The organism is Methylobacterium sp. GC_Met_3, from assembly GCF_026540775.1.
In the GTDB taxonomy this organism is placed as follows: Bacteria; Pseudomonadota; Alphaproteobacteria; order Rhizobiales; family Beijerinckiaceae; genus Methylobacterium.
Window position 1 is genome coordinate 43,650 of sequence record NZ_JALNUL010000026.1, and the last position, 16,058, is coordinate 59,707.

General features: G+C 68.4%; 12 protein-coding genes. 5 read left to right on the plus strand and 7 right to left on the minus strand.

Features of this window, described 5'->3' with window-relative positions:
* Window positions 1-201: 201 nt before the first annotated feature.
* Both OXS27_RS22800 and OXS27_RS22805 read right to left on the minus strand, forming a co-directional pair.
* The gene (locus OXS27_RS22800) at window positions 202-1,785 is read right to left on the minus strand and encodes a GMC family oxidoreductase (RefSeq protein ID WP_267358793.1); all 1,584 of its coding nucleotides are present in this window, start codon (window positions 1,783-1,785) and stop codon (window positions 202-204) included.
* Window positions 1,782-3,341 (minus strand): ABC transporter substrate-binding protein, encoded by a 1,560-nt coding sequence (locus OXS27_RS22805; protein WP_243923530.1) that lies wholly within the window; start codon window positions 3,339-3,341, stop codon window positions 1,782-1,784. The genes OXS27_RS22800 and OXS27_RS22805 overlap by 4 nt, the downstream gene beginning before the upstream one ends.
* Window positions 3,342-3,496: 155 nt before the next feature.
* Between OXS27_RS22805 and OXS27_RS22810 the strand changes: the two genes are divergently transcribed.
* The 3 genes from OXS27_RS22810 (at window position 3,497) to OXS27_RS22820 (ending at window position 6,556) form a co-directional block, all read left to right on the plus strand.
* Window positions 3,497-4,396 carry a fatty acid desaturase gene (locus tag OXS27_RS22810; protein WP_267358796.1) on the plus strand — a complete coding sequence of 300 codons (900 nt, stop codon included), beginning with the start codon at window positions 3,497-3,499 and terminating at the stop codon, window positions 4,394-4,396.
* Window positions 4,393-5,427 (plus strand): alpha/beta fold hydrolase, encoded by a 1,035-nt coding sequence (locus OXS27_RS22815; RefSeq protein ID WP_267358798.1) that lies wholly within the window; start codon window positions 4,393-4,395, stop codon window positions 5,425-5,427. Before OXS27_RS22810 ends, OXS27_RS22815 begins: the two co-directional genes overlap by 4 nt.
* 97 nt (window positions 5,428-5,524) lie before the next feature.
* The gene (locus tag OXS27_RS22820; protein ID WP_267358800.1) at window positions 5,525-6,556 is read left to right on the plus strand and encodes an aldo/keto reductase; all 1,032 of its coding nucleotides are present in this window, start codon (window positions 5,525-5,527) and stop codon (window positions 6,554-6,556) included.
* 1,225 nt (window positions 6,557-7,781) lie between these two features.
* Here the strand turns inward: OXS27_RS22820 and OXS27_RS22825 are convergent.
* From OXS27_RS22825 to OXS27_RS22835, 3 genes are all read right to left on the minus strand, one after another.
* Entirely contained in the window at window positions 7,782-8,621 is an 840-nt protein-coding gene (locus OXS27_RS22825) for an aldo/keto reductase (protein ID WP_267358803.1), read from the minus strand.
* Between the two features lie 172 nt (window positions 8,622-8,793).
* Window positions 8,794-9,963 carry a zinc-dependent alcohol dehydrogenase gene (locus tag OXS27_RS22830; RefSeq protein WP_243923520.1) on the minus strand — a complete coding sequence of 390 codons (1,170 nt, stop codon included), beginning with the start codon at window positions 9,961-9,963 and terminating at the stop codon, window positions 8,794-8,796.
* Window positions 9,964-9,975: 12 nt separating this feature from the next.
* A complete protein-coding gene (locus OXS27_RS22835; protein WP_267358805.1) occupies window positions 9,976-10,683 on the minus strand; it encodes an SRPBCC family protein in 708 nt (235 codons plus the stop codon).
* A gap of 607 nt (window positions 10,684-11,290) precedes the next feature.
* Between OXS27_RS22835 and OXS27_RS22840 the strand changes: the two genes are divergently transcribed.
* Window positions 11,291-13,975, plus strand: coding sequence for an excinuclease ABC subunit UvrA (locus tag OXS27_RS22840; protein ID WP_267358807.1), 2,685 nt, complete (start codon window positions 11,291-11,293; stop codon window positions 13,973-13,975).
* Window positions 13,976-14,077: 102 nt separating this feature from the next.
* A complete protein-coding gene (locus tag OXS27_RS22845; RefSeq protein ID WP_267358809.1) occupies window positions 14,078-14,761 on the plus strand; it encodes a type 1 glutamine amidotransferase domain-containing protein in 684 nt (227 codons plus the stop codon).
* A 248-nt stretch (window positions 14,762-15,009) separates the two neighbouring features.
* Here OXS27_RS22845 and OXS27_RS22850 read toward each other — a convergent pair whose 3' ends face one another.
* Together OXS27_RS22850 and OXS27_RS22855 are read right to left on the minus strand one after the other, a co-directional pair.
* Window positions 15,010-15,576: a type 1 glutamine amidotransferase domain-containing protein gene (locus OXS27_RS22850; RefSeq protein WP_267358811.1), complete on the minus strand. Its 567-nt coding sequence runs from the start codon at window positions 15,574-15,576 to the stop codon at window positions 15,010-15,012.
* A 59-nt stretch (window positions 15,577-15,635) separates the two neighbouring features.
* Window positions 15,636-16,058, minus strand: a 423-nt coding sequence (locus OXS27_RS22855) for a zinc ribbon domain-containing protein (RefSeq protein ID WP_267358813.1), incomplete at its 5' end; no start/stop codon positions are given.

Here is a 16,058-nt window from a genome sequence, read left to right on the forward strand (position 1 = left end):
CGCTTGCGCTGAAAGATCAGGCACATAATCGTGCCGACTTTGCCCGATACGGGCGTCTTGATGGCCAGCTCGACCGATCAGTGGCAGGCCGGCACAGCGCCATCACGACAGCTTCACGACGATCAGGCGGTGCGCATCGGAATGCGAGACGGGCGCATGCCTAGGAACCGGGGAAACGCCATCGCCACGCCTTCACGACGATCAAGTCCTCTCCTCACGCATCCGCCGCGCAAGGTTCTCGCCGATCATCACGCAGGTAAAGTGCAGGTTGGCCCGGCAATCGCTCGGCATGATCGAGGCATCGCAAACCCGCAGCCCGTCGAGTCCTCGGACCTTGAGATCGGGATCGACGACACCGGATGCGTCCTGCCAGCCGGTCATGCGGCATGTGCCGGCCGCGTGCTGGATGTCCCCGGCCTCGGCGAGCATCAGCGCATCGAGTTCGTCGTCCGGGAGGCATGCGGCGTCGCCGATCGCGAGCGGGCTCTCGCCGAACCGGATCGCCGTTGCGAGACCGGCCAGGGCCGGGTTCTCCGACAGGCCCGCAAGGCGGCGCACCGCGTCGCGCATCCGCAGGCGATCGCGCGGGTCATCGAGCATGTTCTCGTCGATGATCGGGTTGGCTTCTGGATCGGCCGCGGTGAGGTGCAGCGTCCCGCGCGAGAACACGTCGTAGAGGCCGACGCCGATCGCGCCCTGCGGCGTCGGTGCCGGCCCGGTCAACGTCCGGTGGTTGTAGGCGACGAAGATCATGTCGCGCTCCCCGCCGCCCGCGAGGCCGCTCGAATAGGTGACGCAGCAATTGGTGTGGCGCGCATCCGGACCGAGGGCCCGGTGTTCCGGCTTGAGATCGATGGTCGCCCGCAGGATCGGGTGGTCCATGAAGTTGCGGCCGACCGCGTCGTGCGCTTGTCGGACGGGGATGCCAAGGGTGCGGAGCGGCTCGGCCGGTCCGATCCCGGAACGCATCAGGATGGCCGGGGAGTGGATGGCGCCGGCGCACAGAACGATCTCACGGCCCTGGATGTCGGTCCAGGGCTCCGCACCGAAGCGCACGCGCAGGCCGACCGCCCGTCGTCCCTCGAACAGGACGCGGTCGACCAGGGCCTCGCAGCGGATCTCGAGATTTGGCCGGTCGCGCGCCGGTTCCAGATAGCCGTCATTGGTGGTGACGCGGTGACCGTCGCGGCTGTTGATCGGGTTGCATGAGACGCCCTCGCCCGTCGGCGCATTGAGGTCCGCTTTCCAGGGATGGCCAGCCGCGAGCGCAGCTGTGCGGAGCCCCAGATCCACCGCGCCCCAGGCCTCTGGCTTCGCGCGGTAGACCGGGAGCGGACCGCCGCGCCGGCAGCCATCCTCCACGCCGAAATCGGCATCGTCCTCGATCCGGTCGAAGAGGGGCAGCACAGCCGCGGCCGACCAGCCGGTGCAGCCCTGCTCCGCCCAGGCGTCGAAGGCCGCGGGCACGCCGCGGATCGCGATCTGCGCGTTGACCGTCGAACTGCCGCCAAGCGCGCGACCGCGCCAATAGAAGCGGGGCTCCTGCACACGGGTCCGCCGGCTCATCAGTCCCGGCCACTGCCAGTCCGCTTGATGGCCCGGGTCATACATGAACGGGATGATGTTGGCCGAGCGCAGCGCCGGCGGCGCATCGGCGGAGCGCCACTCGCGACCGGCTTCCAGCAGGAGCACCCGGCGGCGCGGATCCTCCGAGAGGCGGGCCGCCAGAGCCGCTCCGGCGGAGCCGGCACCGACCACGACGACATCGTACGGGGCTGTGCTCATGGCTTCGCGACGTTCCAGAAGAGCGGGATGGCGGAGGGGATCAGACCGGTGAGTGAGGTCCGGTAGGCCGCGGGCTGCGCGAACTGGCCGAACGGGACGACCAGCCCCTCGCCGTAGACGATCGCCTGGATCTCGCCCGCGATGGTGCGCCGCGTGTCCAGATCAGGCTCGCGGGCGAAACGATCGAACAGGGCGACCATGCGCGGGTCGCACATGAACCCGGAACTCGCAGCGTCCTTGCAGTTGAAGTTGATCGCGGAGTTCGTCAGCGGCGAGCTGAGATCGAGCCCGAGTGCATGGATGCCGAAAACGCTCCAGCCGACCTTCTTGGTGCGCCGGGCGAGCAGAGCAGCCCAATCCATGACCTGCAGATCCACGGTGAAGCCGGCCTGCTTCAGCCGGTCGGCCAGGATGGTCGAGGACACGCGCGCCGCCTCGAGATCGTTGGCCACCATCACGGTCACCGGCTCGCCCTTGTAGGCGGTCGCCTTCAGGGCAGCCCCGGCCGCCGCCACCGAGGGGTCGTGCAGGAGCGCCGTCCCCACATGGGTCTCATAGGGCGAGCCGCAGATGAAGAAGGCGTCGCAGGTCTGCGAGAAGCGCGGATCAAGGCCGAACCCGTCCAGAACCTCGCGCTGATCGACGAGCCGCAGCAGGACACGCCGGATCGCCGGATCGTCAAAGGGCTTGGACGCCGTGTTGATGCGATAGTGGCCCGTGAACCTGTGCGGCCCGGTGAAGTTCATCACCGCCAAGTTTTTGTTGGCCTCGATCTGACCGATCAGATCGAAGGGCGCGTATTGCATGTAGTCGATCTCGCCCGCGCCGAGGGCGCCCGTCGCCGTCGCCCCGTCGGGGATGACGCGGATATCGAGGGCGTCGACCTTCACGACCTTGCCGCCGGCCAGGAAGTCGGCTGGCTCGGGACGCGGCCGATAATCGGGGTTCCGGCGCAGCAGCATGTGGTCGCCGGGGATGTGCGCGGCGCGGTCGTACACGAACGGACCGGATCCCACGACCTCAGCGAGCTGCGTCGTCGGGGGCGTCGCGGCGAGCCGCGCCGGCATGATGAAGGGCGCGGGGCTCGACGTCGTGCCGAGCGTGTCGAGGACAAGGCCGTAGGGCTCCCGGAGTGTGAGCACGAAGGTCCCGTCGTCCACGGCCTCGAGGCCGGCGGTCACGTCCATGAGCCGGCCGCCCAGCGCGCTGCGGGCTGCCCAGCGCCGCAGCGCGGCGACGCAGTCGGCGGCCCGGACCGGCGCGCCGTCGTGGAAGCGCAACCCGTCGCGCAGGGTGAAGCGCCAGGTTAGACGGTCATCCGACACCGACCACGTGTCGACCATCTGCGGCCGGAACACGCCCGTCGCGTCCGGCGCGAACAGCGTGTCGTAGACCATATAGCCGAAGGTCCGCGTGATGTAGGCCGTGGTGAAGTAGGGGTCGAGGGTGACGATCTCGGCCTCCAGCACCGCCTTCACCGTCGTTTCCGCGCGGCCGGAGATCGGCGCAAGCAGCGCCGCGGCCGCGAGCAGTCCGGAAAACCAGAATCGTCTCATTTCGCATTCACCCTTTGCCCGGCCCCGTTAGGCAAACGGGATACCAAACGGGACACCAAGCCGATCGCACGCGCCTGGGGCTAGAGCCGAGACACCGGCATGGATGCTGCAAAGCCCATGCGTCTCCGAGGCGCTCAAACGGTCCAGGGAAACGAATGGCCTCCGCAAGTGGACGGGTTCTCACAGGTGCCGAGGTGAAGGTGCTGTCGCAGCGTTCGGATCGGCGCGGTGCCATCCGCCTCGGCGCGCATCTCCTGATGCTGGCCGGGGCCGGCTGGCTGGTCTGGCAATCGGGGCCCTGGACGCTGCTGCCCGCCATGCTGTTGCTGGGCATCGCGCAATCGGCCCTGTTCGCGCCCATCCCCGAGACCGTCCATCTGACCGCTTTCCGCTCGCGTAGGGCCAATGCAATCGTCGGCTGGCTGGTGGCCTGTCCGTCGCTGCTGAATTGGCACTTCTATACGGCCTTCCATCTCGCCCACCATGGCCACACCCAGGATCCCGAGCGGGATCCGGAACTCGCACTGATGCCGCCCTCCACCCTGGACGCCTATGTCTGGCGCGTGCTGGCGCCGCCCTACTGGCGAACCCGCCTACAGGTGGCCTCAGCCGGCCTGCGCGGCGATCTATCCGCCTACCCGTTCGTCACCGATCGCGCCGCGCCCCGCATCATCCGCTCGATCCGGTCGATGTGTGCGTTCCTGCTCGCCGGGGCAGCGCTCGCCGTGGTTCTGGTCGGCTGGTGGGCGCCCCTGATCTTGTGGATCGGGCCGCAGCTCCTCGGGCAGCCGTTCCTTCGGCTCTACCTCCTCACGAAGCACACGCTCTGCACGATGGACGACAACGGCCTGACCAATACGCGCGCGACCTTGACCAACGGCCTCATGCGGCTCCTGATTTGGAACATGCCCTTCCACACCGAGCACCATCTTTACCCGTCGATCCCGTTCCATCGCCTTCCGGACGCCCATACCGCGTTGCGCGCGCGGCTCGGCGTGCTGCAGCGGGGCTACGCCCGCTGGCATGTCGGGTTCGTGCGGACGCTGCGCCCGTGAGCGGCTGGACGACGGCCACCGGAACCTTCGAACTCGGCGACCTGACGCTTCAGTCGGGGGCGGTGCTACCGGGCGCGCAGTTGCGCTGGAAGACTCACGGCACCCTGTCACCCGGGCGCGACAATGTCGTGCTCTACCCGACGAGCTACGGGGCCCAGCATCCGGACCTCGAATGGTTGATCGGCCCCGACGGGGTGCTGGATCCCGGCCGCTGGTTCATTGTCATCCCCGACATGTTCGGCAACGGGCTGTCGTCGAGCCCGTCGAACACATCCGACTGGCCCGGCCTCGTCACCGCCTGGGACAACGTGCACGCCCAGCGCCGTCTGCTCGCCGAGGTGTGGGGGATCGAGCGCCTACATGCCGTCTACGGTTGGTCCATGGCGGCGCAGCAGGCCTATCATTGGGCAGCCCTGTTCCCCGACCACGTCGCCCGCGCGGTGATCAACTGCGGCAGCGCCCGCACCGCCACCCACAACCGCGTGTTCCTGAAGGGTCTCATGGCGGTGCTGGAGGCGGCGCCGGAGCATTGCGGCGGGGGCCGCTTCTCGGCCGAGCCGGACGCCGCCCTCCGGGCCTTCGGGCGCATCTATGCGGGCTGGGCGCTCAGCCAGGACTTCTATCGGGCCGACCTCCACCGCACCGCGCTCGGCGCGCCGGACCTCGACTCCTTCCTGCGCACCGACTGGGAGGAGCGCTTCGCCAAACGCCCTGCGGCCGATCTCTACGCGCAGCTCCGCACCTGGGAGGCGGGCGACATCAGCCGTGATCCGCGCTACGGCGGCGACCTCGCCCAAGCGCTCAACGCGATCGCGGCCCGGCTGCTGCTGATGCCGGGCGAGACGGATCTCTACTTCCGCGTCGCCGACAACGCCGCCGAACTGCCGCACCTGCGCGATGCCGTCCTGCAGCCGATCCCGAGCATCTGGGGCCACCGCGCCGGCAATCCGTCAACCAACCCGGCCGATGCCGCCTACCTCCGCGACACCGTGCGGGCTTTTCTGGCCTCAGCCGAGGCGAGCGCGGCTTGACCACCGGGCCCATCCTCCATCGCGGGGAAAGCGGACCTGGGTGCGCGTGTTAGACGGTCGAGCGCACCGCGCGTCGCGCGATCGTACAGAGGATCTCATGGACTACAGGCAATTCGGACGCTCCGGCCTCACCGTGCCGGTGCTGAGCTTCGGCACCGGTACGTTCGGGGGGACGAACGAGTTCTTCCAGCGCTGGGGGCAGACGGACGTATCCGAGGCGACCCACATGGTCGATCTGTGTCTCGATTCCGGCGTCAGCATCTTCGACACGGCCGATATCTATTCGGCGGGCGCCTCGGAGGAGATCCTGGGTCAGGCCCTCAAGGGGAAGCGCCAGCGGGCTCTGATCTCGACCAAAGCGACGTTCCGCTTCAACGACGAGCTGAACAAGGTCGGGTCCTCGCGCTATCACCTGACCCGCGCCTGCGAGGCCAGCCTGAAGCGGCTCGGCACCGACCATATCGACGTCTACTTCATGCACGGCTTCGACGCGCTCACGCCTGTCGAGGAGACGCTGCAGGCCCTCGACGATCTCACCCGCTCGGGCAAGATCGGCTATATCGGCGCCTCGAACTTCTCGGGCTGGCAGCTCATGAAGGCGCTCGCGACCTCGGAGCGCTACGGGCTCGCCCGCTACGTCGCCTATCAGGGCTACTATTCTCTCATCGGCCGGCACTACGAGTGGGAGCTGATGCCGCTCGGGATCGATCAGGGCGTCGGTCTGATGGTTTGGAGCCCGCTTGGATGGGGCCGTCTCACCGGCAAGATCCGCCGCGGTCAGCCGAACCAGAGCGGCCGCATCGCGGCCGGTGGCGCCGAGGGCGGGCCGCCGGTCTCCGATGAGTATCTCTTTGGTGTCGTGGATGCCCTCGACGCCGTGGCGGGCGAGACCGGCAAGACCGTGGCGCAGGTGGCGCTCAACTGGCTCCTGACCCGTCCGACCGTCTGCAATATCGTGGTCGGCGCACGCACGGAGGAGCAGCTGAAGCAGAACCTCGGTGCCCTCGGCTGGACGCTGGCGCCCGAGCAGGTTGCGCGCCTCGACGCGGCGAGCCAGGAGACACCAATCTATCCTTACTGGCACCAGAAGGGTTTCGACGAGCGCAACCCGAAGCCGACGACTTGGTAGGGGTGCGCTGACAGCGTCCGCGCGCGTCGCATCGATCGGGGTCCACTCCAGCGGGGCGTGCCGGCAGATGGCGCTGTCAGCCGCCCTCGGGCGGTACGGGGGGATAAAGCAGCGCGTCGCCATCACCCGGATGCTCGCCAACGAGGCTGAAGTGGTACTGATGGACGAGAGACCGTCGGGCTCTCGACGCCATGACGCGCGAGCGCCTGCAAGACGAACTGCTCCATCTCTGGTCCCGCACCGGGCTGACGATCCTGTTCGTCACCTTCAGCTATCGATGAGGCGATCTTCCTGGCCGGCCGCAACGTGATGATCTCGCCCGGCCACGGCCGGATCGAGGCGATCCATCCGGTCGACCTGCCACGGCGACGCGACGTGGCGAGCTCGACCTTTAGCGACTTGCGCCAGATGCTACCGGCCCAACTCCACGGTCACCACGCATCGCGGGCGGCCGCCTGTTGGGCACAGCCACCGGCAATCCCCGCCGACTCGACCACAAGACTTCCTCTACGCCCTGCCGCGAGGCCTGACGCAGCGTCCCGGACTGCTCCGGATGGCCGGTGACGACAGGGCGCGATCAAGAGGGAGGTCTGGGCCCTGGCGCCGGCTGCCTTCGGGTCCTTCGTGGCCGCCATCCCAGAACCGCCTGCGATTGGCATTCTGCGACTCGCCGACGGAACTGCACCGAAGGGTTTCCTGGTAGGGGCGGCGGCCGTCGCCGCGGTGGTCGACATCACGCGGTGCGGCGGCTGGCGCCGCTACATAGCCAGCCGTGCCGCGACATCACTGATTTGGCGATGCCGAAAATCCATGACTGCGGGGATTGACGACATGCGTTTCTGAAGCGTCCGCTTACGAGGCGTTGTCACGGTCAGCGTGATGACCGCATTGGACGCGAAGCTGAATGTCCGGTCTTGCACGCGGCGGAAATCCCGAGTGGCGTAGTCTGGCCGAAAACTGCCGTTCCGCTTTCTGTATTTAAAGGTAGAAAAGCAGACGCGTAGCGCGACACAGTACCGTCACGTTGCTCCGTTGAATTCAGGAAGAGCGGCGACCCGAAGACATTTTTTGAGAAACGATTACAATTTGCCCCTTGCAGCTGCACGGAATTCGCAAGAATTGTGATTTTCTGACGGATTCCCTCCCTCTCGACGAAAGCGTCCAGCCCAACGACCAAGACGAGCCACGCACCAACGCCTGGTCCGGGCACGCGGGCATCACGGGCCTACAGCATGGGCAGCCGACGCGGCCGCGGCCCGAGCGGGAACGCCGTATCGAGTCGGGCGAGTTCGGCATCCGTCAGCGAAAGCGCGCCCGCGCCCGCGTTGTCAGCGGCGTGCTCGGGGCTGGACGCTTTGGGGATCGCGAAAGTGGACGGCCGCCGCACCAGGAACCTGAGCGCGACTTGGCGTGCGGTCGCGTCGTGGTTCGCTGCGATCTCCTCCAATAGGTGGCCACCCGGTGTGAGCGGGCTGGGAAAGCTGTCATGACCGAAGGGGCTGTAGGCGACGACGGCGACGCCGTGCGCCTCGCACCAGGGCTGCACGGCGTGCTCGATCGCGCGCTCCTCCAGATGGTAGAGCACTTGGTTGCAGGCCATCCGGCCCTCGCCCCCGGCTTTCCAGGCGGCATCGAGATCGGGCACGTCGAAGTTGCTCACACCCCAGGACAGGATCTTGCCCTGCTCGCGAAGCCGCTCGAAGGCGGCGAAGGTGTCTACGAGCGGGTGCGCGCCAGGCCAATGCAGGAGGTAGCAGTCCAGCCGGTCGGTGCGGAGGCGCGCGAGCGAGCGCTCGCAGGCCGCTACGGTCCCGGCAAGCGAGGCGTTGCTCGGCAGGACCTTGGAGACGAGGAAGACTTCGTCGCGCCGTCCGGTGATCGCCTCACCGACCACGGCCTCGGCGTCGCCGTACATCTCGGCGGTGTCGACATGGGTCATACCGAGATCGAGACCACGGCGCAGGGCAGCGACAGCGGTGGGCCGGTGCGCGTCGTCGATGTACCAAGTTCCCTGGCCGATCGCGGCAACCTCGCGCGGCACCGGCCCAAACGGGCGCTGCTCCATTGGCGAATTCTCCCTGTGAAGAGCCCATGCCCCCGGCAGCGCCGGTTGGGTCCGCAGATCATGCTCGGCCGCCGTAGGACGATCGCCACCGAGTGCCGGCGGACCGCTGATCACCGCCGACGCGAAGGCCGGGATGCGCCGCTGGAGCGAAGCACCTCCGCGGGGGCCACGTCTACGGTGCGAATACTGCGCGCACGCAGCCATCCGTCTTATGCTTGAACATGTCGTAGCCGCGCGGTCCGTCCTCGAGGCTGAAGCGGTGGGTGGCGAGGTAGGCCGGGTTGAGCTCGCCCTTCGCGGCATGCGCGAGCAGCCGGTCCATGTAGGCCTGGCCATGCTGCTGGGCGGTGCGCACGGTCATCCCCTTGTTCATGATGACGCCCATCGGGAACTTGTCGATCATCCCGTAGACGCCGAGGACCGACAGCGTGCCGCCCTTGCGGCAGGCCATGATGGCCTCGCGGAGCGCCTGGCCGCGGTCGGTCTCCAGGCGCAGCGCCTGCTTTACGCGGTCGTAAGCGTATTGGGACCCGGTGCCGTGCGCCTCCATGCCGACGGCGTCGATGCAGGCATCCGGCCCGCGCCCGCCCGTCATCTCCTTCAAGGCTTCCAGGACGCTGTGGACCTGCGTGTAGTCGAGCGTCTCGGAGCCGGCGTGTTCCCGTGCCATCTTGAGCCGCTCGGGAAAGCGGTCGATGGCGATCACCCGCTCAGCACCCATCAGCCGCGCGCTCTGCTGGGCCATCAGGCCCACACCACCGCAGCCCCAGACCGCAACCGTGTCGCCCGGCCTGATGCCGCAGAAATCGGCGCCCATGTAGCCTGTCGGCGCGGCATCGGAGAGGAACAAAGCCGTCTCGTCCGCGACGCCCTCGGGCACCTTGAAGCAGTCCACGTCGGCATGAGGCACGCGGATGTACTCGGCGTGGGATCCCGCATAACCCCCGAAGGCGTGCGTATACCCGTAGATGCCGGCGGTCGGGTATCCGAGGAGAGGCTCCTGCAATTCCGGCTTCGGGTGCGTGCAGTCGCAGAGCGAGAAAAGTTTTTCTTGGCAATACCAGCATTCGCCGCAGGCGATGAACGAGGGGACGACAACCCGATCGCCCTTCTTCACCCGCCGCACCTTCGGCCCGACCTCGACGACTTCGCCCATAAACTCGTGGCCGATGACGTCACCGGCCTTCATGGTCGGGATGTAGCCGTCGATGAAGTGCAGGTCGGAACCGCAGGTGGTCGATAACTTGACCTTCAAGATGGCATCGTGAGGGTTGACGATCTCGGGATCCTTGACGGTTCCGACACGCAAGTCGTTGACGCCATTCCAATACAACGCGCGCATGGCCTAAGCTCCTCAGCGGGGATCGCGCCGGGCTGCCGGCTGACGATCGGTGGTGGGGATCTCGCCAGTCAGGACGAGGCTCTTGAAGGCGTGCAGCGCTTTCGACGCCATCTCTTTCGGTACGACGCCCTTGAAGAAGCGCGCCGCCACGTCGCCGAGCATGCCCCCGGGCGGATCGAAGCGGATGCGCAGCGTGGCGACCGTGCCGCGATCGCCCGACGCTGAGCGGAAGCGAATTTCACACTCGGTAACGAGGCCGCCGTCGCCGTCAGCGTTCGCACGGATGAGTTCGCCGGGCCGCTCTTCGGTGATCTGCATGATCCAGGTATGGCTTTGGCCGAGTGGTCCGTCGGCGCGCCACTCGCTTCGCCCCTCTCCGCTCGGGCGGATCTCAGCCAGAAATGCCACTATGCGCGGGAGGGTCTCTGGATCCCGCCAGATCCGATAGAGTACATCCGCAGGGCGCTCGATGGTGATGGAGTATTCGACCTCGGGCTCATCGCTCAAGCCGTTCGCAGGGTCGGTCTCGCGCGCGGGCCTTCGTTTCGGCGAATCAAGCCGTTGCGCGCCGAGGACGGCGAGAGCGGCTACTCCCGCTGCACCGGCGAGTGCCCATCCGACGCTGCCGAAGCCGGGCCCGGAATACTCGCGCGAGCCGGCCGAAGCGCGAAAAGTCTCCCTGTGGTCGCCTAGTCTGCCGTTGCCGGATCGATCAGCCATGGGTCACTCCCTTGGTCAGAGTGCTGCGACGGGCGGACTCGTGTCAGGGTCCGGTGGCGTAGGGGACGCGGAGCGAGCGGCTCCGAACCGGTCCCACCATGTCTCGACCCCTGCTCTTGGAAGACAAACGTCGGCTGCGGCGCCCTGGTTTGATACGGGATTTCCCTAAGGATGATCTCGTTGGTTGCGCGAGCCGGCAAGCTTCGGCGATCCACCGAGGTTGTTCTGCCAAGCCCCCATGCGTCGTGCGCCGATCGCGTGGGAATCGTGCTCTTCAGGAATGGCTGTTGCACCGCCGGCAACGATCAGGCGTGTTCTTGAGGCAAAGCTTCGAGCGGTGGCCCGGCCGGCATCTCCCTTAGGATGCATCCAGGTGCCACGCTTGCTGACCGACACCATCTGCCGGGTTTGCCACGCGCCCGAGCAAGAGGCTTGGCGGGTGGCGCGGATCTGGGCCCTCCCGCTCACGCCGCGCCTCATCGGGTTTTGTCCAGGGAAGCGATCCACGGACGAGCGCGCGGAGGGTAGTTCCTGCGCCGCTTGATTTCCCCTCGGCGCAGCGGCGTTTGCTGTCGTACGGGAGAGCACTCACCGAGAGGGCGATGTGATGGACCAACCGACGCCCAAAGAACCGGTCAGGATCGCCCGATCCGGCGCGGGACGGCCGGGCTTCGTCACGGTGAAGGGTGCCCGGGAGCACAACCTGCGCGACGTCGACGTGGAGTTGCCCCGCGATGCCCTCGTGGTGTTCACGGGCGTCTCCGGCTCCGGCAAGTCCTCGCTGGCCTTTGGTACGCTCTATGCGGAGGCCCAGCGTCGTTACTTCGAGTCGGTCGCCCCCTACGCGCGGCGCTTGATCGACCAAGTCGGCGTGCCGGACGTCGACGCCATCGAGGGACTTCCCCCTGCGGTCGCCCTCCAGCAGCAGCGCGGCACACCGAGCGCCCGGTCCTCGGTCGGCAGCGTCACCACCCTGTCGAGCCTGGTGCGGATGATGTACTCGCGCGCCGGCAGCTATCCGCTGGGCCAGCCGATGCTCTACGCCGAGGACTTCTCGCCCAACACACCCCAGGGCGCCTGCCCGTCCTGCGGTGGGCTCGGGCGGATCTACCGGGCCACGGAAGCCTCCATGGTGCCAGACCCTTCGCTGACGATCCGCGAGCGCGCCGTCGCGGCCTGGCCGCAAGCCTGGGGCGGACAGAACCTGCGGGATATCCTGGTGAGCCGGGGGGTTGATGTCGATACGCCCTGGAAGGACCTGCCGCGGGCGCTCCGGGACTGGATCCTGTTCACGGACGACCAGCCGCAGGAGCCGGTCTATGCCGGCCTCTCCCCGGAGCAGACGCGGCGCGCCCGCCAGCGCCGCTTGGAGCCGAGCTATAGGGGCACCTTCACGAGCGCCCGCCGCCACGTGCTGGGGACCTTCACCAAGTCGCAGAGCGCGCTCATGCGCCGACGGGCGGCGCGCTACCTCGTCAGCGAGGACTGCCCCGCCTGCCAGGGCAAGCGCCTGAAGCCCGAGGCGCTCTCGGTCACCTTCGCCGGGCTCGATATCGGGGACCTGTCCCGCATGCCGCTCGCCGACCTCGCCGCGGTGATGCGGCCGGTCGCCGAGGACCGGCTGCGCGATGACGACACCGCCGCCGACCCCGGGACGCTCGATCGCGAAGCCGGCCGGCGGGATCGGGCTCGGCGCGCCGCCTCCGGGGGATCGGCCCATGCCGGTGCGCCGGACGTGCGCGCGACGCCGAACCTCTCGATCGAGAAGCGGCTCGCCGCCCAGCGCCTCGCCACCGATCTCATCGAACGGATCGGGACGCTCACGGAGCTGGGCCTCGGCTACCTGTCGCTGGACCGGGTGACCACGACCCTGTCGTCGGGCGAGTTGCAGCGCCTGCGCCTCGCCACCCAGCTCCGCTCGCAGCTCTTCGGCGTCGCCTACGTGCTCGATGAGCCCACCGCGGGCTTGCACCCCGCCGACGGCGATGCCCTGCACGACGCGCTGGCCGGGCTGCTCGCCTCGGGCAATTCGCTGTTCGTCGTCGAGCACGACATCGGCACGATGCGCCGCGCCGACTGGCTGGTCGATGTCGGCCCGGCGGCGGGCGAGCACGGGGGCACCGTGCTGTACAGCGGCCCGCCGGAGGGGCTGCGCGCGGTGGAGGCGTCGCGCACGCGCCTGCACCTGTTCGGACTCGCCGAGCCGCCGCGGCGCCCGCGGCGCGAGCCCTCGGTATGGCTGCGCCTGGAGGGGATCGTCCGCAACAACCTGCGCGGCGTCTCGGTCTCGGTTCCACTCGGATGTCTCACCGCGGTTACGGGCATCTCGGGCTCCGGCAAGTCGAGCCTCGTCAGCCAGGCCCTGCTGGACCTCGTGGGCGACCGTCTCGGCAGGCCGATCGAAACCGACGACGAGCCGGAGGATCCCCTCGACGAGGCGCCTGGTCGGACGGAGGGGCGCATCGTCGGCGGCCTGGAGGGGGTCCGGCGTCTGGTCCAAGTCGATCAGAAGCCGATCGGGCGCACGCCCCGCTCGAACCTCGCGACCTATACCGGCCTGTTCGACGGCGTCCGCAAGCTGTTCGCCGCCACGCCCGAGGCACGCCGACGCCGCTACGACGCCGGCCGCTTTTCCTTCAACGTCGCGAAGGGCCGATGCCCGGCCTGCGAGGGCGAGGGTTTCGTCAGTGTCGAACTCCTGTTCATGCCGAGCGTCTACGCTCCCTGCCCGACCTGCCACGGATCTCGCTACGCGCCAGAGACGTTGGCGGTGGCCTGGAACGGGCTGACCATTGCGGACGTGCTCGGGTTGACCGTCGAGCGCGCCTGCGAGGCCTTCGCGGACGAGCCCTCCGTGCTGCGACCGCTCCTCGTGCTACGGGATCTCGGCCTCGGCTACCTGCGCCTGGGCCAGCCGGCGACCGAGCTCTCCGGCGGGGAAGCCCAGCGCATCAAGCTCGCGACCGAATTGCAGAGGGGGCAGCGCGGGGGCACGCTCTACGTCCTCGATGAGCCGACGACCGGGTTGCACCCAACCGACGTGGATCGCCTCATGCTCCAGCTCAACGGCTTGGTCGATGCGGGCAACACGGTCGTGATGGTCGAGCACGACATGCGCGTCGTCGCGGGGGCCGATCACGTCATTGATGTGGGGCCCGGCGCCGGAAACCTGGGTGGCACCGTCGTATCGGCCGGCCGTCCCGAGTTCGTGGCCCGGGCGCGGGCGAGCCGCACGGCACCCTATCTGCGGGAGGAGCTTGAGGCCCACGGCAATGGGGGCTGGCAACCCTGACATCGCTGATGGACCATCGACCCGGATTCTCCGCTCGATCAGCAGCGGAAGACGGTGACGGCAGCCAGAACGACAGACCCAGACCAGCCCCGGAGACCGACGATGAAGATCCTGATGGTGCTGACCTCACACGACCGGCTCGGCGACACCGGCCGCAAGACCGGCTTCTGGCTGGAGGAGCTCGCCGCGCCCTACTACGTGTTCAAGGATGCCGGTGCGGAGGTGGTCCTCGCCTCGCCGAAGGGCGGGCGTCCGCCGCTCGATCCCAAGAGCAGCGAGCCGGACTTCCAGACCGACCTGACCCGGCGCTTCGAGGCGGACCCTGAGGCCGACGCTGCCCTGTCGAACACGGGCCGGCTCGACGGCGTCGCCCACGCGAGCTTCGACGCGGTGTTCTATCCCGGCGGGCATGGCCCCCTCTGGGACCTCGCCGAGGACCCCGCCTCGATCCGGCTGCTCGAGACGACGCTCCGGGCCGGGAAGCCTGTCGCCCTGGTCTGCCACGCCCCCGGCGTGCTGCGTCATGCCAAGGCGCCCGACGGCACGCCGCTCGTCACCGGCAAGGCCGTCACCGGCTTCACGAATACCGAAGAGGAGGCCGTAGGTCTGACCGCGGTGGTCCCCTTCCTGGTCGAGGACGAGCTCAAGCGGAAGGGTGGCCTGTTCTCCAAGGCCGGCGACTGGCAGCCCTACGTGGTCGGGGACGGGTTGCTGATCACCGGCCAGAACCCGGCTTCGTCCGGACCGGCGGCCGAGCGCCTCAAAGCGTATCTCGACGATCGATGATCGGCCGGAGCGATCAACCCGTGAGGCGCGGTGGTAGCCTTTCGTGAATCGCAGCGGGCTCCACTTGCGGGCTGCTGCATGAAGCATCGATCTCCGGCCCAGGCGGGCGCAGAGATGGGAGACACTCGGGCGAACGCACGCGGTCGCCCGAGTGTCTCCCACTGCTTGCGCCAGTCAGCGAGGGCGCGCGTGACCTGCGGCAGCCGCTGGCTAGACGGCGATGCCGCAGCGACCCGGACGTGTTCGGCTCACGCGGACCGAACGTCCCCGCGCGCACCGGCGAATAGCGTGATCACCGCCCGGTTGAACGCCGGGATGTCATCGGGCTTACGGCTGGTGACCAAGTTGCCGTCCACGACCGCCTGTTCATCCACCCAATCGGCTCCTGCATTCCGGAGATCGGTCTGGAGCGACGGCCAGGAGGTCAGGCGCCGCCCGCGCGCGGCGCCCGCCTCGATGATGGTCCAGGGGCCATGACAGATCGATGCGACGGGTTTGCCTTCGTCGAAGAAGCTTTTCGCGAACGCCACGGCTTCGGGGATCGCTCGCAGCGTGTCGGGGTTGATCACGCCGCCCGGTAGCAGCAGCGCGTCGTACTCATCTGGGCGAGCTTTGTTCAGCGGCACGTCCACCGGGAATTGATCGCCCCACTCGGTGAACTTCCAGGCCTTCACCGCGCCGTCCTTCGGCGACACGATCCGGGTCTCGGCACCGGCTTGGTCGAGCGCCTTGCGCGGCTCGGTCATCTCGACCTGCTCGAAACCATCCGTGATCAGGATTGCGACCTTCAGGCCGTTGAGGGTGTCGGAAGCCATGATTGTTCCTCGGTGAGATTGGGATTGTGCGCGCTGGGTGCAGCCTCGTGCGGGCCCCGTTACGGACCGCCGGGCCGGACTGGCCCGTGCGCCGTGAAGACCCGTCCGCCCGCGGAGAGAGCGCCGGGAAGGCGCGCGCGGTGGATGCAGCAGCCGCAGCCGGCTGGATGGGCTTTGGAGGCCCGGGGCGCGTGGGTCGCACGCGCCCCGGTAGCCGCGCATGTGAAGCGGCCACCTGCGCTGCCGCCGATGATGGCGGGTGCGCTCAGGAACGTCCGTGCGACCCCAGCGCCGCATTCCGGGCAGGCACAGGGGTCCCGGAACTGCGCCATCGGCTGGATGGCCTTGAACGGCCCGCAGGCGTCGCACGCGTAGTCGTAGAGCGGCATGGCGTCCTCACGCTCCAAGCCCGTCTGACAGCGGGTGGAAAGGCCGGGCGAGCGGCTGCCCGCCCGGCTTGATAAGTCGGCTTGGCCGGTCAG